Genomic DNA, 26,667 nt, shown 5'->3' on the forward strand with positions numbered 1-26,667 from the left:
ATCGTCAGGAACGAAGTCGCAAGGTCATCTATAAATCACATTTTATCGTAACAAAATGTAATACGCCTTTGGCCGCGCGAGTTTTCCTCCCGGTCCCCCTTCTGATTACACTTTCGGTGTCTTGATCCTGCTGGCACCCATGATGTGGGTGTAGAGGAAGGCAGCCGCCTCTGATCGTCGATCACTCTCGAGAAGATCGAGGATATGCAAATGCTCTGCCGTCTGTTTTGGCAGGCGGCTGCGATCGATGGTGATCTGGTACTCCAGAAGGCGTCGCAGTCTGTTGATCCGCTTTATCGCGTCCAGGAAAAATTCGTTTCCGGAACACGCGACAAGCATTTCGTGGAAGTCGTTATTGGCTTTGAAGATTTCGACCCGTGACCAATGTTCGTATCCGCCGTTTCCAAGTTCCGTCTGTGTCTCGCGCGCTCTTCGAAAACCGTCCGCATCCGATTGGAACGTCGGCAGCAGCATCGCCTGCTGCTCGATGACGGCGCGAAATACATATCCTTCCTCATAGCTCTTCTTCGACATGAGTGTCTGCTTGAAAGACCATCCATTGCCCGGAAGACGCTCGATCCATCCCTCGTCGGCAATCCGGTGAAGGATCTTCAACAGCCGGGTTCTTGGCACCTCGTAGATACGCATCAACTCGCTTTCGCTGATGCGCTCGGCAAACTTACCGGACAGGCGATCGTCCGCGATCCTGAGATAAATCGCATCGTCGCCCGCGCCAGTCTGCCCATTCTCAGACTCGAGACCGTCGATTGCCTCGCCGTTCACCGCAAGGAAATATCCGCGGTTCGGCTCAGCTCGCACGATGCCTCTCTCTTCGAGCTTTTGAAGAGCGCTTATGATTGGAGCACGCGACACGCGGAAATTATCGGCCAACATCTGCAGAGGCAGATGATCTCCCTTTCGCATCGCGTTGGATTTCACGAACTGGATGATGTCCGTGCTGATCCGGGGTGAGAGGCTGTTTCTGGCCATGGCTTTTCCGTAAGACCTGTTCTTTCAGTCAGAATTTCCACAGTGATATGCGCCGGCTGGCGCAGTCAAACAGATTTGCGCCGTCAGTCCTCGTCTTGACGGAACTTAGAGAGACCTCTGAACACGAACGGTGCGACCAAGGCAACAAGGGCTATGCCGATCATGGTCGCCGAACTCGGGTGCTGCAACAGGATCATCGGATCGCCAAGGCTCATCTGTAGGGAGCGACGCAAGGCACTGTCTGCGAGGGGCCCGAGGATCAGACCGACAACTGCGGGAGCGATAGGATAGTCATAGCGGCGCATCACAAATCCGACGACCCCGAAACCCGTCAGCAGCAGCAGTTCCGTCACGGATGGGTTTGCCGCAATGGTTCCCATCGAGGCGAACACGAGAATGCCAGCATAGAGCCAGGGCAGCGGAATTTTGAGCAGCTTCACCCACATCCCGACCAGAGGCAGGTTGAGGACAAGCAGCATGACATTGGCGATGAACAGGCTGGCGACCAGTCCCCAGACGAGGTCGGCGTGCTGTGTGAACAGCAGGGGACCCGGCTGGATGTTATACTGCTGGAAGCCAGCGAGCATGACAGCGGCCGTGGCAGACGTCGGCAATCCCAGCGTCAGCAATGGAACCAGCGTGCCAGCTGCGGACGCATTGTTCGCAGCTTCCGGACCGGCGACGCCTTCGATCGCCCCGTGGCCGAATTCTTCCGGCTTCCGGCTCAGCTTGCGCTCGATCGTATAGCTCAGGAATGTGGGAATTTCCGCGCCGCCGGCAGGAAGTGCGCCGATTGGAAAGCCTATCATCGTGCCGCGGAGCCATGGCTTCCATGATCGCTTCCAGTCTTCTCGGGTCATCCAGATCGAGCCCTTCACTGGGATAGGCTTCTCGGGCTTGTAGAGATGACGCGACGCCACGAAGAACGCTTCGCCGATCGCGAACAGACCGACGGCGAGTGTGGTCACTTCGACGCCATCCAGCAGTTCCGGAACACCGAATGTCAGGCGAGCTTGCCCCGTTAGCTGGTCAATGCCCATCAGTCCGAGCCATAGGCCGAACGCCAGACTGGTCAGTCCCCGCAGAGGCGATGACCCAAATGTTGCCGACACCGTTACAAACGCGATCAGCATTAGGCCGAAGTAATCCCAGGGACCAAATTTGACGGCGATCTTCACCAAATAGGGTGCGAGAACGGCCAACCCGGCTGTGGCGATCAAGGCCGCCACGAACGAGCCGATCGCGGCGGTCGCGAGCGCAGGTCCGCCGCGTCCGGCTCGTGCCATCTTGTTGCCCTCGAGCGCGGTGACAACCGATGCGCTTTCGCCGGGCGTGTTGAGAAGGATCGCAGTGGTCGAGCCACCGTACATGCCGCCGTAATAAATTCCGGCGAACATGATGATCGAACCGCCAGGATCCAGCTTGAAGGTCACGGGAAGCAGAAGTGCCACCGTCAGTGCCGGCCCGATACCTGGCAGAACACCTACGGCCGTTCCAATCAGGACGCCGATGGCGGCGTAAATAAGGTTCGCAGGCTGGATAGCCAGCGCGAAGCCATCGATCAAAAAGGAAAGTGTATCCATCAGAGCTTCCTCAGAAGAGCCGCTCAAGCGGGCCTTGCGGCAACGCGAGCGTCAGGAGCTTATTGAAGAGAAGAAACACCAGGATCCCGATGACCGCTCCGAGACAGAGATCGACGAGAAGGGCCTTGCGACCAAACGCCCGCGCGGTCAGTGCGAAGAGAAGCGTCGAGCCCAGGATGAAACCGCCACCGAGCCAGATCGATGCGATCAGCCCTGCAAGAGCAAAACCGATCCAGCCGACAGCCATCCAATCCGCAGCCTCGACTTCGATGTCGGATGGCTTGAACGCGCTGATCAGATGGCCGATCGCAAGGACCACGAACAAGATTGCCACAAAATAAGACGCCGCGCTGGCGCTCATCCCGTAAGTTGCTCGAACCTTCATGTGGCTGGCATCCCAATACGTGATGAAAGCCATGGTGAACAGGACGACAGCGATCACCGCCGTTGGACGGTTGGGAATGCGAAGAGTTTTCTGGGTCATGGTGTCCTCGTCGCACGCGGAAGCGGCACTTGGCGGCTTCCGCGCGCTTCGTCAGGTTAGTTTGCTAGACCGATCGAAGTGAGGATGGTCTTCACACGCTCGGTTTCCGAGCCGATGAAGGCCTTGAACTCGTCGGAGGGCGCATAGTAGTCGGTCCAACCGCGGGCTTTGAGGACTGCCTGCCATTCGGCGGACTTCACCGTTTTCTCGACGGCAGACTTGAGCGCGTCGAGATCAGCGCCTTCGACGCCCGGACCCGCAAAGATGCCGCGCCAGTTGACGAGTTCGATATCAAGGCCCTGCGCTTTCAATGGTTTTGCCTCAATGCCTTCGATCGGCTCCGGATAGGAGATCGCCAGCGCTCTAAGGTCGCCGGAGTTGATCTGGCCTTCCCATTCGCCGTAACCCGACACGCCCGCAGTCGCCTGACCACCGAGCATGGCTGCAAGCGACTCGCCGCCGCCGGAATAGGCGACGTAGTTGATCTTGCTTGGGTCTGCACCCGCTGCCTTGGTGACGAGCGCGGCAAGGATATGATCCGCACCGCCAGCCGATCCGCCAACCCAGATTGTCGTAGCCACGTCCTTCTTAATCGTCGCCAGCAGATCGTCCATCGTCTTAATCGGCGAATCCTTCGGAACCACTATCACGAGCGGGTCGCCGGTCAAGCGAGCGATCGGGGTGACCTGGGTCAGATCGATCGGCGACTGGTTGGAGATGCTTGCGCCGACCAGCGTGATGCCTGCGACCAGAAGCTGGCTAGGATTACCCTTCGCGGAGCCGATAAACTGGGCAAGACCGACCGTGCCACCTGCGCCGGGGACGTTGATGACCTGGACGCTCTTTGCATTGCCGCTCGCCATCATGGCTTCCTGCATGGAGCGGGAGGCCGAATCCCATCCGCCGCCAGCACCGGCGGGCGCCATGATGGTCAGTTCCAGATCCTGCGACGAAGCCGGCAGCGGTCCCAATCCTAAAGTGCCGCCGACGAGGGCGGCGAGAAGTCCGACTTTAAAATAATTGCGCACAGCGATTTCCTCCTGCTGGTAAGGCTCACCTCCTGAGCCGCGTGCGGAATTTGCATTATATAATTATAAAAGTAAATATGGGTGGAAGCCAGTTTTCCATCCGTTTCCAAATTTTTCGGTGATAGCCTGAGTTGTTTCAAACGGCAGTGGCTTTGATGGGATAGACGGTTTGTCTTCGAATTGGCCGCCAATGCTTGAGTTTTAGGACGTGTGCTCCATTTGATCTGCCCATACGCCGAACATCACGGAGGAGCTGATCGAATGACGCGGAACATCATGGCGCTGGTATTTGCCGCCGTCTGCGGACTCTGCAGTGCGGGAGTGACACATGCCGAGCAGGTGGCAGTGAGATCGACCACGAGCATAAAGAACGATCTCAGTTATCTTATGTATACGCCCGACGACTATGCGTCGTCCGACACGGTGTATCCACTTGTCGTGTGGCTTCACGGCGGCGATCAGGGCGGGACAGATATCGAGAAGGTGAGATCGAGCGGCATTCCGAAACTGATCGAAGATGGCAAGAAATTTCCCTTCCTGGTGTTTTCACCCCAGAACCCAAGTGAAGAATTGCTGTATCCGATCGAGAAAGTGGCAGCTGCGCTCGACGAGGTCATGTCGAAGTATCGTGTCGATCGCACACGGGTCTATGTCGTGGGCTTCAGCCGCGGCGGCTTCGGCACTTGGGCGATGGCGGAACAGTTTCCCGAAAAGTTTGCCGCTTTCGTTCCGATCGCCGGCGGCGGTAATCGTCACTACCTGAGCAGGACGAATGACAAGGCGTCCTTCTGGGCGTTCCATGGCACAAGCGATGACGTCATTCCCTTGTCTGATTCAGTCGTGCTTTACGAACGCTTAGTCGGTCTGAAGCGGAATGCTCGTTTGAGCGTTCTGGAAGCCGTGGATCACTCGGGCGTCGAGTGGGCTGCTCTGAACGATCCGGAACTTTGGGATTGGCTTCTGAAGCAGCGCCTTGAGGCCGCGCCACAGTAGATGTCTGAATCTTTTTTCCGTACCACGAAAGGGCAATGGCGAGGCGTCAGGTTGGCGCCGCGTTGTGGTCATCGAGCCTGGAAGGAGTGGAACCATGTCATGTATGGAGGTATCCCTCGAAAGGCCCCCATATACAATCGGGCCAAAGTCCGCCAAGCTCGGCACGACGTCATTCAAGCTCGGCACGACGTTATTCCAGAGATCGGCCTCGAGGTTGAAGCCCAGTACGAGAAGAATAGGACATGATTTCTCCCGGCCCCGACCCCAGAGGGACCGGAGGCGAATGGACGCAATATCCAACGATCACGCCGATAGTGGCACGAAGCCCTACACCAGCCCCCGTCCGACTGAGCCGGAGAGGCGGTAAAGAAGATATCCGGCCGGGGCGCAGACCAACGGCTATACAGTAAGCGAGAAAAGAAAGAGCGTTTGTCTCCACGTTAGCAAGACACGACCGATCGGCCAAAGGTGCTGCTTATCTTGCCAACTGAACGCCACAAAGTTTTTGCGGCTGATATCTCAAATATGACTACGCGCTTCACTGCCTTTAGGCAGGCTTTGCGGCTATGAAAAGTGTGTGCAATTGCAATTTTCAGGTTCGTAAGGTCCGGGGCAGTTAGGCGATCCACGAAATGTCGGCGTAAGGCGCAACGAGCGTGTTCGCATCACGCTGTCGCTGGTTCGAGTACTCGTAAAAGAACCAAGAGTTGCAAGCCAATCAAGCGGCAGGCAAGGTCGTTATCGTAGAGAACAACAAGCTGCCGGATTTCGACCCCGCCGCTTGTCTCCGTTTCGGTCTTAGTGCCGATGCTCCGGCATGTCCTTCAGCTGGTCCTTTGTCCATCCGGTAACGGCATGGACGTCGCCATCGTCATCCCGCATGAACTCGAGATCCGTCAGCGGGACCGAAACCGGTTTGGCTCCAATACCCAGGAACCCGCCGACATCGATGATCGCAGTGCTACCAGCGCCTGCACCATGTACGTGATCGACTGTGCCCACCTTAGAGTCGTCTGCGCCATAGACTGTGGCGCCTTCGAGAATGTCGGCGGTGAGCTCGCCAGCCGCGAGGCGGACGTGGTTTGTATGATCCATTGCTTCCTCCATTGATTACTTTCGTGTGCGAGAACAAACTCGACGCCGCACAAATTGTTCCCGTGAGAGGTGCCTGCAAGGACCATGTGTGCGAAGGTCGGGGTCGGATCGCGGCGCCTCGAAGCATAGTTCTGCTCGCACCGCGCTAGAGCGAACGTCGGAGCCGTGACTGGCGGAACATTGTCGCTTCGCATGTGTTTTCGGGGAGTCTTCTGTGTTTTTCGCTGTTAGCAGGGTGGGCATCGCTGACGCTGGAGCAGGCCCATGCCTGCGGGTGCGGAAAGCCCGTGGCGGTCAGGTACGTCTGGTTGCTCTGCGGGTAAACAGGACGTCCCTAAGGAATGGAGGCAAGTATGATGGAGGCGAACATGGCCGGGGACCTGCACAACGATGTCCGTGAGAGGCTTGAAGATTTCGTCGACACTTTCGTCGTCAAAGGCGCACGGGCGGGCGATGTTATTGAAATCATCATTCAGGAGGCCGTTCGTCTGCGCGAAGCCTATGATCGTGATCCAGACCCGGCGGATGATAGCGGCACCGACCTCGACGCCGAACCCTCGAACGACTGGCCGTCGGCGGGCAGCCAGCCGAAGCCGGGCGGTTCGTAATCGTGGCGCATACCGGAAAGGATAAGAATGCTCTCAGGGCAATCCTTGAGGACGTTGTGGCCCGTGTGCGCAAAGCGACACCAGACCTCCTGGAAGAGGCAGCCGCAAAGGCTGAAGTAGCCGGCAAAGTGGCGCCGGTTAAACGGGACTTCGAGCAATTCGGCATCGCTGTGTTCCTGCAGGACGGGCAAATGGCGGCAGCTGGCAATTCCAAGACACCCTTTCCAATCCAATCTATTTCCAAAGTCTTCGCGCTTGAGGTCGCTCTTGATGCGATTGGTGAGAGAGTTTGGGAGCGCGTTGGCCGTGATCCGTCCGGCGACCCGTTCAATTCGATCATCGATCTGGAACGCGCAAAGGGCGTGCCGCGCAACCCGTTCATCAATTCAGGCGCACTGGTCGTCTGCGACATCCTTGCCGGTATCGGTGGGCGTCAGGGGCCAAACAAGCACGTCGTAAGGTTCGTTGAACGAATGCTGGACGATGAGACAATGACGCTGGACCAAGGCGTCATGGACAGCGACCGCACCGGAGGGGATCTCAATCGATCGCTGATGTTCATGGCGAGACATCACGGTAACCTCAAGAATCCTGTAGAAAAGGTCATGGACGCTTACATCCATCAATGCGCCATCACACTCGACTGTTGCGGGCTTGCCAAGGCTGGCCGCTTTCTCATTCCGGGAGATCGCACGAGCGGAAACACCGTCAAACTCAAGGCTGCACGCAGGGCACGCCGCATTTTGTCGATCATGATGCTATGCGGTCAGTATAACGGTTCCGGCGATTTCGCGTATCGCGTCGGCCTTCCGGCAAAATCCGGTGTGGGCGGTGGGATTCTTGCGATCGCTCCCCACCAGGCATCGATCGCCGTATGGTCACCCGCGCTGGATCCCATGGGGAACAGCTGGCTTGGAACCCTCGGCCTCGAAATTTTGACGTCGAAAACCGACTGGTCTGTGTTCGGTGCAACCCGGCGCTGATGGTGTTTCGCAAAGCAAGGGCAAGGGTACCTCTTAGCGGGAGGCCAGCCTCGTTATCCGCGGCGGCATGGCTCTTTCAACGAGCGCCTCGATTTCCGTCTCGTTGCCGGCCGTCAATCGGTCCCCAAGTGTCATAGTTAATTGCGCCGGATCGGGCACCGGCTATTCTTTGCAAGCGTTTGGAGGTTGAGATGGAAAATGGAAAGCGCCACCGTGGTTCCTCTCCAAGAGGAGAGTTCGAGCAGTCGAAAGCAGTCTCAACGGCGATGATCGAAGACCAGCGAGCGGCAGACCGGCTGAAGACGGAGAGCCTGCGCGCTGCGCGGCTCCAATTGAAAGCAAGCCAGTCCGGCCCAATACCCGTTAAGCGCTGACCGGCCATGCATTGGCCGGGAAATGACTGCGGCGACTGTCGGGAAATGCAGCCGCACGTGGGAACCTACTTCGACCGCAATCGTTTTGGGAAAGTGACGGAGGCAGGTTCCAATGAAGACGACCCACACAGAAAAGACTGACGATCTCCACGAAATTATCGATCAAAAGATAACGGCACTCGTGCTGGAGATGGAAAACGCGGATTGGCCAACGAGTGACATTGCGCGTGCCATCCATGACGTCGTCAAAACGCGATGGCTCGACACCGCTTCGTCGCTGGAGGAGGCAAGCCGGGCGGTCTCCAAAAATTTCGTATCGGATGGAAACGAGGGCTAGAACCCCGCTCGCGGCAATTTAAGAGGAAAGCCCTGCAATGACGACCCAGTTTCAAATCGTTTGCCTCAGTGCGCTCGACCCGGCCGGGGAAGACCGCCGGGACGAACCGGAGCTTTCCTATTCCGAGGCATTGATGAGGGCAGAGCAGCTCAAGTTCGAGGGCATCGCGTTTCGTGTTTACACCGACGCAGCCCTGACCGCAGAGCAAACGCAATCTTTCCTCGATCTTGGAGCATTGATGTAGGACTGCAGCCGCAGGGCGCTATTTCCACATGCCCCGCATCTTTTCCGCCACATCGATGCGGATCTGTTGTGCGCTCCGGCCGGAACGATCGGGTGTCACCAGTGGCCAGCGGATAACCTCGAAAAACTGCAGAAGGGTGGCCGGAATGAAACGTGTCCTTGAGGCAAAGACGTGACGATCGCCCTGCGGGTTCTGGTTGTGCGTGAAAAACCGCAAGGGCGTCACAAGCGCCAGATTGTCCTTGGCTCGCGTCATGCCGACATAGAGCAGGCGCCGCTCCTCTTCGAGTTCATGGGTCGTGCCCGCTCCAAGATCGGAGGGGATGCAGCCATCGACGACATTGAGCATGAACACTGATCGCCATTCCTGGCCCTTTGCCGAGTGAATGGTCGACAGGATCAGATAGTCTTCGTCAAGCAGCGGCACGCCCGCCTGATCGCTTGTCGCATCCGGCGGATCAAGGGTCAGTTCCGTCAAGAAGCTTTCGCGCGATGCGTAGCCGGCAGCGATCTGTTCAAGCTGCAGCAGGTCGGCCAGGCGGGTTTCTGCATCCTCATGGATGCGACCAAGATGGGGCTCATACCACAGACGCGCCAGGCCAAACTCTGCAGGCCAGCCGGCTTCGGCTTTGCGCAGCGTCTGAAGCATGGAGACAAAAGACGGCCAATCCTGTGAGGATCTCGGCGGAGCCGGGATCTCTCCCAAGGCAACAAGCGGCTCGGGATCGGCGGCGATCGCATCGAGGATTTTTCCAGCCGTCTGCGGTCCAATCCCGGGCAGCATGTTTAAAAGACGGAAGCCGGCGACGCGATCGCGTGGGTTCTGGGAGAACCGCAGCGCTGCCAGCATGTCCTTGACATGGGCGCTGTCGAGAAACTTGAGACCTCCGAACTTGACGAAAGGAATGTTGCGGCGGGTCAACTCCACCTCAAGCGGCCCGCTGTGGCTCGATGTGCGAAACAGCACGGCCTGTTGCTTCAGCGTCATGCCGCCCTCACGGTTTGCGAGGACCTCGTCAACGATGAAGTTCGCCTGATCTATTTCGTCTTTTACGGTGACAAGCTTCGGACGCTGTTCAGATTGGCGCTCGGTCCAGAGATTTTTGGTGAAACGCTCGCGCGCCAAATCGATCACCCCGTTGGCGGCGGCAAGAATCGGCTGTGTCGACCGGTAATTCCGGTCGAGCGTGATGATATCGGCGGCCGGACTAAATGAGCCTGGAAAATCGAGGATGTTGCGGACGGTGGCTGCGCGAAACGAGTAGATCGATTGCGCATCGTCACCCACGACCGTTAGGCCATGACCACCCGGTTTCAAGGCCATCAATACGGATGATTGAAGCTTGTTGGTATCCTGATATTCGTCGACCATGACATGGTCGAAAAGGTTGCCGATTTCTTCGGCCAGTTCCGGATCGGCGACCATTTGCGCCCAGTAGAGCAGCAAATCGTCGTAATCGAGGACATTCTGCTTCTGCTTGGCCTCGACATAGGCACTGAACAGAGATTTCAGCTGTTCTTGCCACATCGACGCCCAAGGATAATGGTTGCGCACGACCTCGGCCAACGCAGCCTCGGAATTGACGGTCCGCGAATAGATCGACAGACAGGTTCCTTTTGTGGGAAACCGTGTTTCCGTTTTCGAAAATCCGAGTTCGTGCCGCACAAGGTTCATCAAGTCGGCACTATCCTCGCGGTCGTGGATGGTAAAATCGGCATTCAAGCCAATCTGTGCTGCGTGCATGCGCAGCAGACGCGCGCCAATGCCATGGAAGGTTCCCGCCCACGAAAGCGCGTCTGTCAACAGGGCGGCATTGCTGCCGATCACCTGTCTGCAAATGCGTTCCACCCGCCGTGACAATTCCGACGCTGCCCGGCGTGAAAACGTCATCAAAAGGATACGCCGGGGGTCGGCGCCGTTGACGATGAGATGGGCGACACGGTGGGCAAGCGTATTGGTCTTGCCTGATCCCGCGCCCGCGATAATCAACAACGGACCCGCGATCGAGGCTTTCGGCAGGCCAACGCCATACTCGACGGCACGGCGCTGTTGGTCGTTGAGTTTTTCCAGATAGGCTTGTGCCATAATGCGTCCCGGTTGGCTGGGAATGGTTTCGGCAGGGGGTTTAATCTCCGAACAAAAACGGAACATATCGTTTTGAGGCGCCGTTGGAAACCACGATTTGGGTTTTGTGCGTTTCTGTTTCAAATCCAGGCACGGAGCCTCGCCGCATTGTGGAGAAATGCATCCGTTTGCCCGCCGTCTGCGTTGTTATACCAGCGCAACAAAACATCTGCTTCTTCCTGTGGAAAATAGAAGGACCGGTATCGCCTTCGGGTTGGTTGGCTTGACCAACGCGTTCGCGTCGGTGGTCAGGGAGGCAAAAAGGTTTTCGGAGGTTCCCCGTCTTTCGCTTTCCGCCCTATGTTCCAATGACCGACGTCGATGCCTGCAATGAAATCGAGGGATTTCATCGGGTCGCGGGCCAACCACGCATTGAGCCTCTGGCCATGGTCCGTCTTGAACGCAGGATCGGGTTAGTCAAAACTGATAGCGGGGACCAGACACCGACGCTCGGCCCTGAACCAGCGCTTCCAGTGCGGCAGTTTTAGGTTTCGAGATTGGTAATGCTACGATCAGGCTCGGCGCGCAAAGCACTGAGAGATCCGCCGGCTTTCCTTGGCCTGTAAGTTTTCCACCCGCTCTGCTCTTCCATCAGGACGCGTGCGCTTCCAAGGCGCAACGCCAAACGAGTGGCCCGATATCAGTCGGGGGGATCGTCTATGCGAGCGAACCAGTTGTGATTTGGGGAGCGGCATCACATGCCTGACCAGAGTAGTCCGCGGGCGTTACAGTGATGAGGACGGGACATATCCCGGGTTTTGCAGAACATGCGGTGTCTGTTCCAAATGCTGGTTTCGAAGGCGCTCCACGGCCCTTCTGACTTCATGCTCGTCCCACCCGGCTTCAACGGCCGAACTTACCAGTTTGGCTTCAATGCCAATGTCGTCTTCTGGCGGCACGGCGTCATGGAGATGCAGGAAAGCCGAGGTCAAACACTGCTCGCAATCTTCCGCGCGGTTCGGGGAATCGGATGCAAATTTTGGAGAGGCTATGTAGGTCAATTGGCTGTCCTTTTTGCCAGGTCGGTTTTCGGCAGGTCTGGCCTTTTCGGGCCGGAGCTTGACTGATTGTTGGCGAACTCATCTGCTATCGAGATAAACGGCATGCGGCGTAAAAGGTTCATGTCGAGAAGGATATGTGATTGCGGCGCATTCGGTCAGTGCTTGCTGGCCACCGGCCAGGTTACGCGAAGGATGCCGAACCGATGGAGCCCGAGCGAGGGCGCCTGCCGCATCGTCTTGCATTTTCCTGTGTCGGGCAGACGAATGGGGCCGGAACGAACCGGCCCTTCATCGTTTCGCGTGTCAACGGGATCAAAGGGTGCGGCGGGTGTAACGCTCCCGCTCGCGGTCAATTTCGTCAGGACCGTAAGGAGCTGCCGTTTCGTCGAACCGTGTCCAACCCTGCGCTGCATAAGCCTGGCGGCGTTCGACAGGATCCACCCAGTTGGTCTGCTTCAAAATCGCCTCTGCTTCCGCGCGGCGTGTATCGTCGACTTTAGCAGTGACTAATGTTCCGCCGCGGCGCACACCCTCGGCAAAAACGTGGGCATGTTCTTCGGGCACGCCGGAGTCAGTCAACGCTCCGATCAGGCCTCCCGCAGCGCCGCCGGCAAGGGCGCCCGCTGCAACGCCGGCCGCGGTCGCCGCAAGCCAGCCTGCCGCAACAACCGGACCGACCCCCGGAATAGCCATAATCCCAAGGCCAGCCAGGAGGCCGCCAGCACCGCCGACGACAGCACCGATGCCCGCGCCGGTCCCAGCACCTTCGGCAGCATTCGTCTCGCCCTTGGTATGCTTGTCGCCCGCATTGTTGGAGACGATACTGATGTCGTCCGACGGGATACCGCTTGCCTCGAGCGCACTGACTGCCGTGCTGGCATCGCTGTAGTTGTCAAACAGTCCTGTTACAGTTTTCATTGTCTTCAACCTTTCAGAGCTTTTTTTTCAGCCGCGTTTTGCACGTTATTTCGAGACGATGTTCCCCTGGTAGTCCATGGAAACGGCGACCGGTTTGCCGTCCTTTGTGCCCATGGCCTGCCAGACGCCTTGCTCGTCGAGTTTCAGGTCGCTGACGGGCGAATATCCTGCAGCTTCCATTCGCTCCTTGGCCTGCGCTTCAGTGAACGAGTTTGCTCCCTCCACCGGCGCTGCGGGATTTGCCGTGTCGGGGGTAGCAACGGCTGGCGTATCACCGGCGGCGGCCGGCGCTGTTGTAGTCTGTGCATGAGCTGCCAGTGCAGACGCGCTCAGAAGCGCTGTCGCGAAAATCAATTTTTTCATGGTTTTTCCTCAACTTAGGCCATTCCGTCAGCCTCGCAGCAGGAACTAGCCAAACGCGATAAAGTTCCCCAGCTTTTCGACGAAGTGCTGAAGTCTGTTTGCTGGCGCCAAAATTCCGGCCGGCGGTCGCTGCGACCGTTTCTTTCTAAAGCGAGAAGATGGAACGCAGCTTCGGGGCGGCCGATCCGTTTTGCCGCCGCTATGCTAAGCCTCTTGCGGCTCCCGGGGGACCGAGCAAGCATGCGCGTCGATCGAGCTCAACGATCTTGGGCAGGAAGAAAGCTTACCAAGGCGAGGATCCGTTTGGACATCGCAGTGGTGAGCCGCATAGCGTTGATCAGCGCGGCAAAGAAATCTAAAACGGGCTTGTTGAGCGGCGAGCAGCTCCATGAACATGCTCTGATTTGTGAATGTTACGTTCGCGAAAGCTCTAGGAGACTATTGCTGTTTTCTCGCTTTGACACCACGCGTGCATAGGATCCCATTAAGGACATACCCATTCAACGCGACGTCGGTGCTCCAATGCCTCCTTTGAAGGACCGGGAGCGATAACTGCTGCGCGGCAAAGGTAATTTCCTATCTCAAGGATCGCCTCGTGGCCTTTCTGCCTCTGCGAAAACCCCAATGAGTCTGATGCCAAACGCCCCCGGATTATCCTCAATAGGCCCGGGAGCGGGGAGGGATCACATACATCCGTGAACCGGCAGACATGACTCTCCTTGTCAGTCAAACGATCTGCGGCTTGACTGGCGGCGATGACTGCGCTTTGCCGTCAGGATATCCGTCTTCGTCCGCGTCGAACGGCAGTTGCCCGTCCGGTGTTAAGTCATCGACAGCCCTGGGCAGGTCACGGCTGAGACGGCTCAGAATTTCCTCACGCGACAGGCCCGTTTTGTTGGCAAGGTCGTCAAGGATCTCCGGCCCAAGCACCTCCGAAAGCTGATTGTCATCGACCTGCTTGTTCGGCCCTGGCTCGACCCAAGACTTGGCCGTTTCGCCCTGGCCTTTTTGCTCAAACTGCCTGAGCAGGTCTCCCAGGCCTCCACCTAGTCCACCCGCGTTACCGCCGCGGAAAAGATCACCAAGGCCGCCCAATCCTGTTCCGGACAGGCCGCCCAAAATATCACTGAGCCCCCCAGAGGATGCCGTTCCATCAGAGCTTGGCTCGGGTGGATTGCGAAGCCCTTTCAGAATCTCTGAAATCTTGTCCCGGTTCTGGTAGCCGGCGACCGCCAGCACGCCCAGAAGCGCCTTCAACGCATTGCTTGCCATGGTCTTTTCCCTGTTGCAAAACGGACGGCTGCGCAATTGCATCGTCCAAGTCAAAGAACCTAGGGCCCGCTCGCAGTAATTCATCGGGTGCGTGACGATATTGATGTGCCGGATCGCACGGAGTGGTACCAACACATTCCGGCGACGCGCGGTGATGCGCTTTGGGTATCGATGGATCCTACATCGCGAGACCGAGTTGGCGCCGTAATGAAGACTGCACGCTTTGTCGATCGAGCATTTCGCCTTCAATTTCCGATGTTTTCACTGCCTCGTCGCTAAGCAGTTCAATGCGTAAGAGATCACGGTCCTCATCTTTGAAATGGCGTACCGCTCCGATAACTTCGCCAGAAGACAGAAGAAATTGGTTCTCTAAGGGGCGAGGGAAGCGGCGTCATATGTGAACTGCGGCCAGTCTGGTTGCGTCCAATTCCATATCATGAGTTATAGAGCACCTCTTCTATAGCTCATAATGCCCAAAATGGTGAGCAATAGCAACACATTCTATCGATCACGCGCTTGTCGAGAATGAGGAGGGGAGGGGCGTCTATCCATCGCTGAGGCGTATCGACCTACATGATGGCTCTGCTGATAGCCACTCAGTTTTACATGTCTATTATGGCGAGCTGCGCGTTCGAGAGTACAAGGGCTGAATACGAATCGTGCCCACGTAATAGGGGAGGCGCACTTGACGAAAAGGAGTGAGGTCCCCTGGAGCGCGGGACAATGGCGTCAGACCGAAAAGTCGTTTAGCCCAGCGCTAGAGATTGCGGTTGGCGCAATGTGCGCTCTCTGTGTTCCTGCGTTTACGATTTTGGAAGCGCAGGCGCCTAGCGCGACAGATAGGCAAGAACCGCCTCAGGACCCGCGAAAGGCGCCTTCGCATAGACCACCCAGCATTTCTTTCGGACCGGCGATAGGTGCTGCAAGAATGCCTGCCGCTCGGCGAGATGAGCAAGTGCGCGAAAAGAGCTGAGCCGCCCGCCTCGTGCAGAGCGACCAGCCGGGTGAGGAATAGTCGTTGAAACAGTTTGCTGAGAACGCGTACTGGAAGCAGGAAGGCCGGGCGCGATGATATCCATCGGCTGCCGTCTGGCGTGATCCCGCCGCCCGGAACGATCATGTGCACATGCGGATGGTGCGTCATCGCCGATCCCCAGGTGTGGAGCACGGCGGTGATGCCGATGCGCGCGCCGAGAGCTCTGGGTCCGCCGCGATGGTCAGTATCGTCTCCGATGCCGCCTTGAACAGCAGGTTGTAGACTACCGGTTTGTTCTGGAACGCGATGTCGGCGACCTCGGCGACCTCGGCGACCTCGGCGGGCAACGTGAACACGAGGTGGAAGTAGCCGACCGGCAGCAGGTCGGCCTCGCGCTCGGCAGGCCATGCCCGTGCCGCTGCGCCCTGGCACTTCGGGCAATGCCGATTGCGGCAGGAGTTGTAGGCGATCCGCCACTGGCCGCAGTCCTCGCAGGCCTCGACGTGACCGCCGAGGGCAGCAGTGCGGCAGTTCTCGACCGCCGACATCACCTTCAGTTGCGGCAAGCTCAGATGTCCCGCGCGCGCACGCCTGTACGCCGCCCCGGTAGGACGGAAGATCTCGGCGACCTCGGCAGAGGCGCGCACGGCTCAGCCGTCCGGCGATATCTTTGCCGGCTTGAACAAGCCGAGCTTGTCGAGCGGGCTTGTCACTGTTCGCACCGTGCGGGTCGCGAGCACCGTCATCTACTCGGTGGCGGCGTGACCGTGAGTTACTTTTGCTGGTTCCATGCAGGGAAAATGCTTTTCCGCCACTGTCCGTTCGTCCTACCTACTCCGCGAAGAATGTGCAGATGTTATGTGATTGAACGAAACTCAAAGCCGAAGGGCAGTTTCAGCAGTTGTTAATGCTCAGTCATTGAAGCCACTGATTCACAATAAATCATGTCAAGCGGGCGACTGAGAGGCTGCCTCAAAAAGAGGTGGGTGATTTCAACAGGTTATGATTCCTTCGGATTTGCAAAGATTCGATGGAGTTCACGATGGTCTGGACTGAAATCACCCGTCGGCACTATGCCCGGCGAACGGCACGCTACGCAAGTGACATGACGGATCGGGAATGGGAGCTGGTTGAGCCCTTTCTGCCGATGCCGCGCCGCTTGGGCCGTCCCCGCACGACCGATTTGCGCGAGGTCGTCAACGCTCTGCTTTACATCGCCACGACCGGTTGCCAGTGGCGCATGCTGCCGAAGGATTTCCCGCCCTGTTCAACCGTCCAGCGTTATTTCTACGAGTGGAGGGCGCTGGGGCTTTGGGCACGCATCAACCATCATCTCGTAATGGAGGCCCGCGAGTTGGAGGGCAAGGAGGCAAGCCCGACGGCCGGTGTGATCGATAGCCAGAGCGTCAAAACCACGGAGAGCGGCGGTATACGATGCTATGATGCAGGCAAGAAAACCAAAGGGCGCAAGCGCCATATCATCGTCGATACGCTTGGTCTGATGGTCGGTCTCATGGTTCACAGCGCCGACATCCAGGATCGCGACGGTGCTCCCGATCTCCTGAAGTCCATCCGCCACAGGTGGCCATGGTTGCTGCATGTCTTCGCCGATGGTGGTTACGCGGGCGACAAGCTGAAGCGGCGGCTGAAGAAGATCGGGCGCTGGACGATTGAGATCATCAAGCGATCAGACAAGGCGAAAGGCTTTCAAGTTCTGCCACGGCGCTGGGTGGTCGAGCGGACTTTCGCGTGGCTCGGTAGATGCCGAAGATTGGCCAAGGACGTCGAGCGCTCCATCGCCTCATCAGAGGCATGGATCATGATCGCCCACATTCGCCTGATAACCAGACGGCTCGTAAGGTATCGATATCGTTGAGGGCTTTTCGAGTCCGACTCTGAGGGGATCATGACCCCGACAGCCCCAAATGTGGCTAGGTGATCAAGCGATTGGAGCGGGCCAACAGGGAAGGGCGGAAGGTGGCATTGAGATCAAAGCCACTGCCAGTGAGGGAGGCCCAATTAAATTGGGGCATGCGGTGGCCCTACTGAGAAGACAGAATGCCATACATGGCGATAAACGCATAGAGTATGAATGCGCCAACTGCGATGCTGGCAATCACCATGACGATGCCGCGGCCGGCAAAGACCTTGCGCCGTTTCTGCGCGGGTGGATCAGCAGATGGCGCCAGTCCGATTGGAGTCTCTCTGTCTTCCACAATGATATCCTTCCACGGTCAATCGGTTAGAGTTCCGGTCTCTACTGAGACTGATCGATTGCGTGAGGCGATGGTTGTCCAGGGGTCGTATCGCCATGGCCTGGTAGTAGCAGCACAAGCGCGAACAAAAGGGCCAAGGCGACGATGATCGCTGCTATGATTGGGCCGTTACGCATTTGTAATCCTCCGACTGCCTAACTGAGGCTTCAAAGGAAGGTTCCGTGGCAGGTTGGCGGGGTAGCGGATAAATTCGTCAGGCATGAGAACGGAACCCACCACGCCTCTCCATGAAAGCGCGCCCCGCCCGATCATGGGATGCGCCCGAGGCACGATCAGCGCACCAAGCTATTTTAATAGAGATCCCAAGCTGGATACACAGCTTCCGTCAGTTCCGCTGGAGTACAGGGCTGCACCCCAGCGGCCGTGGAGCATTCATCAGGCCTGGCAGATTTCATTTCAACGATGCGTCAGGCTCGGGCCGGTAATAAATCCTTCTTGAATCACGCTGTCGTATGGTGCGCCAAGGAAGGGTGTCAGTGCTATGGCCGACGAGCAGCGTCAGCAAAGCCGCGCAATGGTGATCCGACTGACACGACAGGCCGCATGCAATCGCTGTTCCAGTAATATGCGATGCTGTGGACACGTGTTTTCCACGACGTCTCAAGGTGAAACCTCGCGGGGGCTCCCCCATAATCCGGGTGCGCTCATAACATACGCTCTCGGTCTCGAATATTTAATCGATTTGAGTTGGAGCACGGATCTTGATGCCAGACGCAATCGCACGATATCCATTTCGATGCCTCCGGGAAGGCAGAATAGGAGCTGAAGCATGCAGAAAGACGTACACTGGAATGTGCCCTTGAATGCCCGCTTGCAGTCGGGGGTGACCCGGATGTTTTCAAGCGTTTACGAAGCATTGGACTTTCTTGAAAACGAATGGCCCGTGAAGACTGGAGACCGCTACAAGAATGCTGTGGCGAGCTGCCGGGGTGCCCTGAACAGAACCACGCCTGTCGCCGTGGCGCGCGACGCCTTTGTGGCGGCCTGCTACGAGGCTGGTGTCGGCGTCACCTCGGCAATGCCGACGCATTCTTGGCCGAAGGATCACCGGCCGGGCTTTCGATAGCGACACTTCGACAGGGATTGTCGATGGCTGCCGCTCCCACACGATAGGGCGGCGGCCGATACATGATCCAGAGGCGACATGCCAGCATATCACTTCATCGAGTCGACCACCTCGTCGCCGTGTGGAAACTGCTCATACGGAGTAGTTTTTCGAGATAGGTCTAGTAATTGAGCCGCGTTATTGATGTTCGCTGCACGGAACTGAAAATACCCCACCCGGATAGCGTCGAGACGCAGATGGTCGCCAACCAGCTGTTACGTTTATTCCAGGGCGGCGTTAGCGACGAACGGAAACTTTTAACGCGCCCGGTCTCGTTGGAAGTCGTCCAGCTACATCGGTCATGGCAAGGGCGGCGGGAACAAAAAACCGGCAGGAGAGTTGACCCCTCAGTCTCTTCCTCTTTTCGAAATTGGCCTCGGTTTTCCGGGGCCTTTTTTGCGAAATTTGCTCGACCGGTGGAGCCCTCTTCGCCGAAGGCGCGTTGCTTTCGAATGAATGCCAGTGTCCATCTTTACTCGGACGGAACGGGGGAGACGGAAAATTCACGCGGATGAGAGCCGCAACCCATTCGAAATACAATGGCCGCCGGTGAACGTCAGGCTTCACGACGGCATTGAGAAGACCGGTTGCCTCAGGTCCTGCGAAAGCACGCCCGTGGAGCTACAAACACAGTCTTTCAACGATGGCTAAAATCATCAGCGCGATTTGGGCATTACCACAGACGCTGCGATGAAACGCTCGCCGTCTTCTTTCTCGTTGAAGTAGTAAACGCAAAGCAGCGAACCGTCCGGTTTTACCACCACACGAGGATATCCTAGATCAGGAGACCCACCGTCGCGGCGAATAACGGTTTCGCGAGACCATGTACGACCTCCATCATCGCTCATGCGTAGTCGGATTCCGTAGAGCTTGTCGCGATATCCGTAAATCAACGCAAGCCGTCCATCTGGCAGGATTTGCAATGCCCCCGGATTGCCCCCGAACCCAGTCGGTACGGGACCGCCCACTTGCCTCCAGGTGATACCAAGATCATCGGACATGAAGATGTCGATCCAGCCTTCTTCTCCCGCTCCCATTCGACGAGCGGCCGTGACGATACGTCCTTCAGGCAGCCGCACCGATGACGGCATGATGGCGTAGCCTTTTGTCTCCTCCATCAGGAAGCCTTGAAAAGAGAAAGTTCGTCCGCCATCCGTCGTGCGCGCGCAAAAGATGCGTCCTTCATTGCCATCGGACTTCGATGAAGTAAGCATGAACAATGCTTCGTTTGCCGAGACTGGAATGAGGTCGGTACGCGCCGATATCCCCGGCAATCCGAAATCGCCGAAAGCGTACGGCCCCTGCCAGGTTCGTGCGCGATCACGGCTGACGTAGAACCAACTAACCGCGCGGCTTATTCCCGTCCTCGCCGCCATGACAATCGTATCCAAGTCAAGAAAATCTATTGGAATGGTCAAGGGCTGGAGGTCGCGCCCTGGAATGATGTTGCGGCCAGCACGCAGCCCTTCGACCACATGTTCGTCCGCAGAGAGTGTTTCAGCGCCGGGAACCTGCCCAAGGAAAGGTTCAACTGCCCATGTCATGCCACCATCGTGACTGCGTGCCTGAAGCGGGCGAAACGGGTGGTCGCGATCGCGCGCATGGATCTTGCCTTCGCGTCCCAGCAGACCCTGCGCGAAAACAACCACGACCTCATCGTCCCAGATCCACAAGCCATAGTTCGCTGGCCATCCGGCAAACTCTCCAGCTTTGCGGTAGACCTCGACATGTTGCGGACGTGCGATAACACATCGGGATGGATCGGGACCCAAATCAAGTATCATCTGCTCAGCTTCTTCAAGAAAATGCAGCCCGACAGGCAAAAACAGATCGTATTCGTCAAGATGATAGGCCATTCGCCGCGGATCAATCCGAACACCGACCAAAGAGCGAAGCCTGATACAGTCAAGGCATACATCCGGGCCGAGATGGCAGCGGTGTCACCCGTCTTGAAGACCTTCCAGACTTGCGGGACGAAGCTCGTCACGGAGCACAGAGAGGCTAGATAGCCTATCACAAGCGCTGTATCCATGTTTAGTCCTTGACTGTGTGACCGGGATGGCCACCCGTCAACTCACCGACAAGGAGTTGGTTCCCAAACATCGACTGGCTTACGTGGTCTGCGGAAGGGGTCTCCGGCTGCCACGCGCCACACCTTTGTTAGATTTTGTTCGGCGGATTACCCGGTGCAAAATAACCACCGAACGCGCGCAATTGTCAGACATCTGTCAATTAAAACGGTTTTTCGTAACGTTCGGATGCGAAAACCCGCTGCGTTTGGGCCGACCGGTTCAAGGGGCCAGGAAACAATGGAAGCAGTCGTCTATTTGCGCACCAGACTGAAGGTGAAATGGCTGCCGCGGTGATAGTCAATTGCATAGACAACCGGCATTCCCGCTATATTGAAACATGTTTCGGTGATTAGGAGGGCAGGGCCAAAATCGCGCAGATCGTTGCGCTCGACGACGTCATCAGGCAGCATCACAGCCGTGACGGACGCGGCCGACATGCGCGGACGCTGCTTGTGCTGCTCAAGCAACGAAAGCAGTGATCCGCTCCAGTCGATATCGTAAAGCCGAGCCGGGATGATGCTGCGCGGAACATAGTCCAGACAGTACATGATCGGTATATCATTTTCGAGGCGGAGCCGCTCGATGCGGATCACGCGCTCCCCCGGCTCAAGGCGCAACTGCTTGGAAATCGTATCAGTGGGCGTCTCCTCGGAGATCGATAGAACCTTGTTCTGCGGCTTGTAACCATACTGGCGTGCCATGTCGGTCACGCTCTCGAAAGCGGTAATCGGCCGATCTACCTGCACCGCCGAAATCGCGGAAATGAACCGGCCGCGACCGTGCTCGACATAGATGATGTCATCCTGCTCGAGCAGCTTCAGCGCCTCACGCAGGGCTGGTCGCGAAATCTTGAACCGCGTCGTCAGCTGTGCTTCCGTGGGCAGCTTGTCGCCGGGTTGGAGTCCCTCGTCCCGTATGAGTTCGGCAATGCGATCACGAAGCTGAATTACTAGGGTGCGCGTGTCGCGAAGGGGCTCGTCCAAGGCAATCCTCGTATCTATCCTAATGCTCATTTTCTTGTCTGACAAATCTGCAAAGGTCAAGCGAAGGAATTTCAGAGAAACGGTACGTGGCGTCGTCTCGGGACACCGTTTTCAATATCTCTTGACAGTCCAAACCATAGATGTCAGTTGTCTTACAACATTGTCGGGAGCGACAAGTTGGAGAGGCGATCCTGGGCAGCCATGATCATGACAACAGAGAGTTTTCCATGCTGAACTTTGACGAACACAGATACCTGCGCATCCAGTCCGGCGCTGCCGGCCTTGCAAAGCGCTTTGACGACGTGATCGCAGGCTGCATAGCCGCGGGATCCGATAACGTATTTTTCCTGGGAACCGGAGGGGCCGCGATACTGATGCAGCCCGCCTACCAGCTGCTTCAGCGCAACTCGCGCTTCCCGTCCTTTTTGGACCTCACAGCTGAACTCGTCATCACCGGCTCGGCAAACCTTACGAAGAAATCGATCGTCGTGATGCCGTCGCTTTCCGGCACCACTAAGGAGAGCGTCGCTCTGCTTGCGAAGATCAAGGAGATCGGGGCAACTGTCCTGACGCTCGTCGGCCATGAGGAAACGCCGATGGGCAAGGGTGGCGATCATGTCTTTGTTAATTTTGCAGAAGACGACACATCCTGCGAGTCCTTCTATTTGCAATCGCTGTTCGTGGCGCTTTCAATCATGAAGCAGCGCGCCGAAATCGCCAACTACGACCAACTGATCGGCGAACTGCAGAGCCTCCCCAAGCTCCTGCTCGAGGTCAAGCGCACTTACGAGAGCAAGGCTGAAGATTTTGCCAAGATCCTCGCTGGCTCCGACTACCACATCGTCACCGGTGCCGGTAACGTCTGGTCGGAAGCTTTCTACTACGGTATGTGCATTCTCGAGGAGATGCAGTGGATCCGCACCCGCCCGGTCCATGCGTCGGACTTCTTCCACGGCACGCTCGAGTTAGTCGACAAGAATGTCAGCGTCATCCTGTTCAAGGGCGAGGACGAGTGCCGTCCGGTCGCCGACCGGGTCGAGAATTTCGCGCCGAACTACACCGACAAGCTCGCCGTGCTCGACACTGCGGATTTCGAGCTGCCGGGCATCTCGCCGGAAGTGCGCGGATTGATTTCACCGATCCTGCTGGCAACGGTACTTGAGCGCATCAGCGCCCATCTCGAAGTCATGCGCAATCACCCGCTGACGACGCGCCGCTATTACAAGAAGGTTGCCTACTAAGAAGCCATCGGCATTATGCGCAATCGCCAGCCTCAAGAATTCCGGGAGCTGGCCGCCAGATACAGGCCGTGATTGTCGCAATGATAGTCGCGGCCTTGCCATTGACAGATCATTCGAGGTCCCATGTCCCGTTACCGTTTCGCCGTCGTCGGCGACAATTGCGTCGATCGTTTCCAGCCTCCCGTCGGGCAGTCGCTGATTGGTGGCAATGCCATCAATGTCGCCGTCCAACTCGGCATGCTGGGCCACGAGGTCTATTATTTTGGTGCCGTCGGCCGTGATGCCGACGGCGCGCGCACCCGCGACCTGCTGGCGGAAAAAGGTGTGCGAGTCGAACACATGCAGGTGCTGCCCGGTGAAACCGCCTATACGAATATCGACATTACCGAGGCCGGCGATCGCATCTTCGCCTTTGAGGATTTTGGTGTCTGCCAGGACTACATCCCGAGCGAAGAGGATTTTGTGGCTCTCGCTGGCATGGATCATGTCCATATCGGCTGGATCGCCGATCGGGGCACCGTGCGCCGCAGGCTGGCGGAGGCCGGCATCAGCGTCTCGCAGGATGTCTCGGTCAACAACCAGCCCGCTCACATCGGAGTCGACAACCTGCGCATTGCCTTCGGCTCGGCGGGTGAAGATCGGCAGAAAGCCGAAGCTATGATGCAGGTGTGCCTTAACGGCGGGGCCAAGGTGGCCGTTGTCACCCGCAGTGGCGATGGTTCGGCCGCGATGAGCCGTGAGGAATATGCGGAAACCGGCATCACGCCCGTCGCCGTCGTCGACACTACCGGAGCAGGCGACAGTTTTATCGCGGGGTTTCTCCACGCCTTCGTCGCTGGCGGCAGTCTCGAAACGAGCCTCGTCTCAGGACGCGAATGCGCAGCGCGCACCTGCACCCATGTCGGCGGTTTTCCGCAGGAACCGAAGCCACTCTGAAACAAGCCGAGCCGGAAAACAGGAGACCGGCAAAATGTCGCCGGTCGCGTTTTCGTGTGGCTCTCAGTGCAGGAGCTGACTGAGAAACAACCGGCTACGCTCGTGCTGCGGGTTGTCGAAGAAATCTACCGGTGCGGCTTCTTCCACCACCCGCCCCTGATCCATGAAGATCACCCGGTCGGCCACCTGGCGGGCAAAACCCATTTCATGGGTCACGCAGATCATCGTCATGCCTTCTTGCGCAAGCGACACCATCGTATCCAGCACTTCCTTAACCATTTCCGGGTCGAGCGCCGAGGTTGGCTCGTCGAACAGCATGACCTTGGGGTTCATGCACAGCGCACGGGCGATCGCCACACGCTGCTGCTGGCCGCCGGAAAGTTGGCCGGGGTATTTGTTGGCTTGTTCCGGAATCTTGACGCGCTCCAGATAGTGCATTGCAATCTCCGTGGCCTTGGCTTTGCTCATCTTGCGCACCCAGACCGGTGCCAGGATGCAGTTTTCAAGAATGGTCAAATGCGGAAAAAGGTTGAAGTGCTGGAACACCATGCCGACTTCCCGGCGCACATTCTCGATGTTCTTCTCATTTTCCGTAAGTTCGACCCCACCAACGACGATCTGCCCCTCTTGGTGCACCTCAAGCCGGTTGATGCACCGGATCAGCGTGGACTTTCCCGAGCCGGACGGACCGCAGATGACGATGCGCTCCCTCTTTGCTACATCGAGATTGATGTCGTCCAGCGCGTGATATTGCCCGTACCACTTGTGCACGCCGGAAAGCTTGATCTCGGTGAGGTTGGACGATTGCTGCATCAATTTCCTCCAGTTATTTCACGAGCACCCAGCCGGATGCAATGATGATCGCGGCGCCGGCCAGTGTATGGATTTCGATAGGAGCGCCAAACAGCAGGGCGCCATAGAGACAACCCCAGATGATCTGGCTGTATTGAAAAGGCGCAACCACGGACGCATCGCCGATACGAAACGCACGCACGAGCAGCGCATGACCGGCAGACAACAGGAGACCGGCGACGGTTACTGTCGCAAGATCGATAAATCCGACCGGCTCAAAGCCGCTACCAGCAAGCGCAACGACGAGGGAGAGCACGCTCAGCACGACCAGCAGGCTCGCCACCAGGGCAGCGTCGGATTCCGTCGTCTGCGTACGGCGCAGTAGAACAAGCGACACGGCAAAGAGCAAGGCAGACCCGATCGCGGCCGCATGACCGAAATTCATTGGCACGACACCGGGGCGAAGGGCAACGATGACACCTGCAAAGCCGAGTAGAACGCCGGCCCAGCCCGCCCTCGACAGGCGCTCGCGCAGGAAGATAAAGGCAAGTACCGCCACCAGCACAGGCGACAGGAACGCAACCACATAGGCTTCGGCAAGCGGCAATGCGGCAAAGGCGTAATAGATCAGGATCGTATCTCCGGCGAGCAACCCGGCGCGCACGAATGCCAACCGCGGGTGACGGGGCCAGAGCGTGCCGGCGCGGCCGGAAGAAACCGCAGAGCCGACGACGACGATAAGCGCTGTGACCGTCACCATGAAGGTCACCTGGGGCACAGGAAAGCTTTGCGCCAAGAGCTTTGCAAGCGCGTCCGTGCCGGAAAAGACTGCAAAGGCGCACAGCACGATCAAAACGGCGCGCAGGTTTCGCGGCGACATTGCCCCGACCGCTAATACTTCAGCGGGCATTGAACCGACCGAAACGGGCTTCGATGCGCGACTGAAGCAGCTCTAGCACGATCGACAGCGCCCAGTAGATCATCGAGGCTGTGATCAGCATCTCGATATGGCGGAACTCCGTCTGCCCCTGGGTGCGGGCGAGATACATGATCTCCCACACGCCAACCACGGACACGAGCGAACTATCCTTCAGCATGGCGATGAACTGGTTGCCAGTCGGCGGCACGATCACCCGCATCGCCTGAGGCAGGATCACGAGGAACATTGTCTGGTTCGGGCTGAGGCCAAGCGCGGTTGCACCCTCCGTCTGGCCGCGGTGAATACTTTCGATCCCCGCTCGAAAGATTTCTGTCATATACGCGCCATAGCAGAGCGAGAGCGCCAGGATGCCGGCCGGGACCGCGCTGATCACGTATCCGACCTGCGGTAGGCCCAGATAAATGATGTAGATCTGCATCAACAGCGGCAGGCCACGAAACAACGAGGTGTAGAAGGTGGCAAGACCGTAGATCACGCCGTTCTTCGACAGTTTGGCGATCGCACCTACCAACGCGATCACTGTGGCGATCGCAATCGAAATCGCCGAAATATAAAGCGTCGTCACCACGCCCTGCGAGATCATGAAGCCGATCTTGCGGATGATAAAGCTGATCGACAGGTCGAACGAATAAAAGAACAGCATCAGCAGCGCGAACAGTTCGATCCAGACGGCCACTATCTGTTGACGGCGAGAAAGAAGCTGCAGCAGCTTCCAGTTAAAGGCGATGATAAGCGCAATCGTGATCGACGATACGATCCGGCCAAGCTGCCTGTTCTCCTTCAACCAGTCTATGGCCGAGGGGAAGAGCTTGCCGATCCACGCTGAGCTGATGCCAAGTGCGTAAAGTGAGGCTGCAACAAGCGCGAAGATCAGCACTATGCCGATGCGACGGGCCGCCGCGGGGTAAGTAAGTATCAGTTTTCCAATCATCGATGTTCCTCCCCCGTC

26 protein-coding genes and 2 pseudogenes are annotated in these 26,667 nt (G+C 57.7%); 10 read left to right on the forward strand and 18 right to left on the reverse strand.

The genetic code is table 11. The features are described from left to right. Nucleotides 1-105 precede the first annotated feature (105 nt). The 4 genes from ASC96_RS04270 to ASC96_RS04285 form a co-directional block, all read right to left on the reverse strand. On the reverse strand, nucleotides 106-990 hold the full coding sequence (locus ASC96_RS04270; protein WP_060501719.1) for a GntR family transcriptional regulator: 885 nt from the start codon (nucleotides 988-990) through the stop codon (nucleotides 106-108). Nucleotides 991-1,073: 83 nt separating this feature from the next. Continuing rightward, nucleotides 1,074-2,573 carry a tripartite tricarboxylate transporter permease gene (locus ASC96_RS04275; RefSeq protein WP_060501721.1) on the reverse strand — a complete coding sequence of 500 codons (1,500 nt, stop codon included), beginning with the start codon at nucleotides 2,571-2,573 and terminating at the stop codon, nucleotides 1,074-1,076. Nucleotides 2,574-2,583: 10 nt separating this feature from the next. Further along, nucleotides 2,584-3,057, reverse strand: coding sequence for a tripartite tricarboxylate transporter TctB family protein (locus tag ASC96_RS04280; RefSeq protein ID WP_060501723.1), 474 nt, complete (start codon nucleotides 3,055-3,057; stop codon nucleotides 2,584-2,586). Nucleotides 3,058-3,113: 56 nt separating this feature from the next. Further along, a complete protein-coding gene (locus ASC96_RS04285; RefSeq protein WP_060501726.1) occupies nucleotides 3,114-4,085 on the reverse strand; it encodes a tripartite tricarboxylate transporter substrate-binding protein in 972 nt (323 codons plus the stop codon). 276 nt (nucleotides 4,086-4,361) lie between these two features. Between ASC96_RS04285 and ASC96_RS04290 the strand changes: the two genes are divergently transcribed. Continuing rightward, a complete protein-coding gene (locus ASC96_RS04290; RefSeq protein WP_244481868.1) occupies nucleotides 4,362-5,078 on the forward strand; it encodes a prolyl oligopeptidase family serine peptidase in 717 nt (238 codons plus the stop codon). A 798-nt stretch (nucleotides 5,079-5,876) separates the two neighbouring features. Here the strand turns inward: ASC96_RS04290 and ASC96_RS04295 are convergent. Then, nucleotides 5,877-6,173, reverse strand: a complete 297-nt coding sequence (locus tag ASC96_RS04295) for a PRC-barrel domain-containing protein (protein ID WP_060501730.1) — start codon at nucleotides 6,171-6,173, stop codon at nucleotides 5,877-5,879. Between the two features lie 353 nt (nucleotides 6,174-6,526). On the opposite strand from ASC96_RS04295, the gene ASC96_RS04300 reads away from it, so the two are divergent. From ASC96_RS04300 to ASC96_RS04315, 5 genes are all read left to right on the forward strand, one after another. Next, complete coding sequence (locus ASC96_RS04300) at nucleotides 6,527-6,781, forward strand: hypothetical protein (RefSeq protein ID WP_082511932.1); 255 nt, start codon at nucleotides 6,527-6,529, stop codon at nucleotides 6,779-6,781. Between the two features lie 2 nt (nucleotides 6,782-6,783). Next, complete coding sequence (glsA, locus tag ASC96_RS04305; RefSeq protein ID WP_060501732.1) at nucleotides 6,784-7,764, forward strand: glutaminase A; 981 nt, start codon at nucleotides 6,784-6,786, stop codon at nucleotides 7,762-7,764. Nucleotides 7,765-7,955: 191 nt separating this feature from the next. Continuing rightward, entirely contained in the window at nucleotides 7,956-8,138 is a 183-nt protein-coding gene (locus tag ASC96_RS32430) for a hypothetical protein (RefSeq protein ID WP_156397366.1), read from the forward strand. Between the two features lie 112 nt (nucleotides 8,139-8,250). After that, nucleotides 8,251-8,475, forward strand: coding sequence for a hypothetical protein (locus tag ASC96_RS04310; protein ID WP_060501733.1), 225 nt, complete (start codon nucleotides 8,251-8,253; stop codon nucleotides 8,473-8,475). Nucleotides 8,476-8,512: 37 nt separating this feature from the next. Beyond that, nucleotides 8,513-8,719, forward strand: a complete 207-nt coding sequence (locus ASC96_RS04315; RefSeq protein WP_060501734.1) for a hypothetical protein — start codon at nucleotides 8,513-8,515, stop codon at nucleotides 8,717-8,719. An 18-nt stretch (nucleotides 8,720-8,737) separates the two neighbouring features. On the opposite strand, the gene ASC96_RS04320 is transcribed toward ASC96_RS04315, so the two are convergent. The 6 genes and pseudogenes from ASC96_RS04320 to ASC96_RS04350 form a co-directional block, all read right to left on the reverse strand. Beyond that, nucleotides 8,738-10,804: an ATP-dependent helicase gene (locus ASC96_RS04320; protein ID WP_060501736.1), complete on the reverse strand. Its 2,067-nt coding sequence runs from the start codon at nucleotides 10,802-10,804 to the stop codon at nucleotides 8,738-8,740. A 1,352-nt stretch (nucleotides 10,805-12,156) separates the two neighbouring features. Further along, nucleotides 12,157-12,762, reverse strand: a complete 606-nt coding sequence (locus ASC96_RS04335) for a general stress protein (RefSeq protein ID WP_060501741.1) — start codon at nucleotides 12,760-12,762, stop codon at nucleotides 12,157-12,159. 45 nt (nucleotides 12,763-12,807) lie between these two features. Beyond that, the gene (locus ASC96_RS04340) at nucleotides 12,808-13,125 is read right to left on the reverse strand and encodes a hypothetical protein (protein ID WP_060501743.1); all 318 of its coding nucleotides are present in this window, start codon (nucleotides 13,123-13,125) and stop codon (nucleotides 12,808-12,810) included. Between the two features lie 726 nt (nucleotides 13,126-13,851). Beyond that, on the reverse strand, nucleotides 13,852-14,646 hold the full coding sequence (locus tag ASC96_RS04345) for a YidB family protein (RefSeq protein ID WP_348270789.1): 795 nt from the start codon (nucleotides 14,644-14,646) through the stop codon (nucleotides 13,852-13,854). Continuing rightward, nucleotides 14,585-14,835: pseudogene (locus tag ASC96_RS31510) on the reverse strand (DUF4172 domain-containing protein); the annotation flags it as partial. The gene ASC96_RS04345 and the pseudogene ASC96_RS31510, both read right to left, overlap by 62 nt. Before the next feature lie 395 nt (nucleotides 14,836-15,230). Then, nucleotides 15,231-15,993, reverse strand: a pseudogene (locus ASC96_RS04350) (transposase zinc-binding domain-containing protein); the annotation flags it as partial. A gap of 422 nt (nucleotides 15,994-16,415) precedes the next feature. On the opposite strand from ASC96_RS04350, the gene ASC96_RS04355 reads away from it, so the two are divergent. Next, a complete protein-coding gene (locus ASC96_RS04355) occupies nucleotides 16,416-17,249 on the forward strand; it encodes an IS5 family transposase (RefSeq protein ID WP_060501823.1) in 834 nt (277 codons plus the stop codon). A gap of 166 nt (nucleotides 17,250-17,415) precedes the next feature. On the opposite strand, the gene ASC96_RS33270 is transcribed toward ASC96_RS04355, so the two are convergent. After that, nucleotides 17,416-17,589 (reverse strand): hypothetical protein, encoded by a 174-nt coding sequence (locus ASC96_RS33270; protein WP_200956613.1) that lies wholly within the window; start codon nucleotides 17,587-17,589, stop codon nucleotides 17,416-17,418. 829 nt (nucleotides 17,590-18,418) lie between these two features. Between ASC96_RS33270 and ASC96_RS04360 the strand changes: the two genes are divergently transcribed. Continuing rightward, nucleotides 18,419-18,715, forward strand: coding sequence for a DUF982 domain-containing protein (locus ASC96_RS04360; protein WP_060501747.1), 297 nt, complete (start codon nucleotides 18,419-18,421; stop codon nucleotides 18,713-18,715). Nucleotides 18,716-19,410: 695 nt separating this feature from the next. Here ASC96_RS04360 and ASC96_RS04365 read toward each other — a convergent pair. The 3 genes from ASC96_RS04365 to ASC96_RS04375 form a co-directional block, all read right to left on the reverse strand. Continuing rightward, nucleotides 19,411-20,610: a sialidase family protein gene (locus ASC96_RS04365; protein WP_348270790.1), complete on the reverse strand. Its 1,200-nt coding sequence runs from the start codon at nucleotides 20,608-20,610 to the stop codon at nucleotides 19,411-19,413. Then, entirely contained in the window at nucleotides 20,535-20,786 is a 252-nt protein-coding gene (locus ASC96_RS04370) for a SemiSWEET transporter (protein WP_060501751.1), read from the reverse strand. The genes ASC96_RS04365 and ASC96_RS04370 overlap by 76 nt, the downstream gene beginning before the upstream one ends. Before the next feature lie 291 nt (nucleotides 20,787-21,077). Further along, nucleotides 21,078-21,809 carry a GntR family transcriptional regulator gene (locus ASC96_RS04375; protein ID WP_060501753.1) on the reverse strand — a complete coding sequence of 244 codons (732 nt, stop codon included), beginning with the start codon at nucleotides 21,807-21,809 and terminating at the stop codon, nucleotides 21,078-21,080. A 227-nt stretch (nucleotides 21,810-22,036) separates the two neighbouring features. Here ASC96_RS04375 and ASC96_RS04380 point away from each other — a divergent pair, with 227 nt between their 5' ends. After that, nucleotides 22,037-23,050, forward strand: coding sequence for an SIS domain-containing protein (locus ASC96_RS04380; RefSeq protein WP_060501755.1), 1,014 nt, complete (start codon nucleotides 22,037-22,039; stop codon nucleotides 23,048-23,050). Between the two features lie 123 nt (nucleotides 23,051-23,173). Next, complete coding sequence (locus ASC96_RS04385; protein ID WP_060501757.1) at nucleotides 23,174-23,986, forward strand: PfkB family carbohydrate kinase; 813 nt, start codon at nucleotides 23,174-23,176, stop codon at nucleotides 23,984-23,986. A gap of 63 nt (nucleotides 23,987-24,049) precedes the next feature. On the opposite strand, the gene ASC96_RS04390 is transcribed toward ASC96_RS04385, so the two are convergent. The 3 genes from ASC96_RS04390 to ASC96_RS04400 are packed head-to-tail and all read right to left on the reverse strand — an operon-like array spanning nucleotide 24,050 to nucleotide 26,649. Continuing rightward, entirely contained in the window at nucleotides 24,050-24,799 is a 750-nt protein-coding gene (locus tag ASC96_RS04390; RefSeq protein ID WP_060501759.1) for an amino acid ABC transporter ATP-binding protein, read from the reverse strand. A 13-nt stretch (nucleotides 24,800-24,812) separates the two neighbouring features. Further along, a complete protein-coding gene (locus tag ASC96_RS04395; RefSeq protein WP_244481855.1) occupies nucleotides 24,813-25,658 on the reverse strand; it encodes a DMT family transporter in 846 nt (281 codons plus the stop codon). Nucleotides 25,659-25,677: 19 nt separating this feature from the next. Continuing rightward, nucleotides 25,678-26,649, reverse strand: coding sequence for an amino acid ABC transporter permease (locus tag ASC96_RS04400; protein ID WP_060501763.1), 972 nt, complete (start codon nucleotides 26,647-26,649; stop codon nucleotides 25,678-25,680). Nucleotides 26,650-26,667 lie beyond the last annotated feature (18 nt).

This window comes from Rhizobium sp. Root1204 (assembly GCF_001424965.1).
Taxonomy (GTDB): Bacteria; Pseudomonadota; Alphaproteobacteria; order Rhizobiales; family Rhizobiaceae; genus Pararhizobium.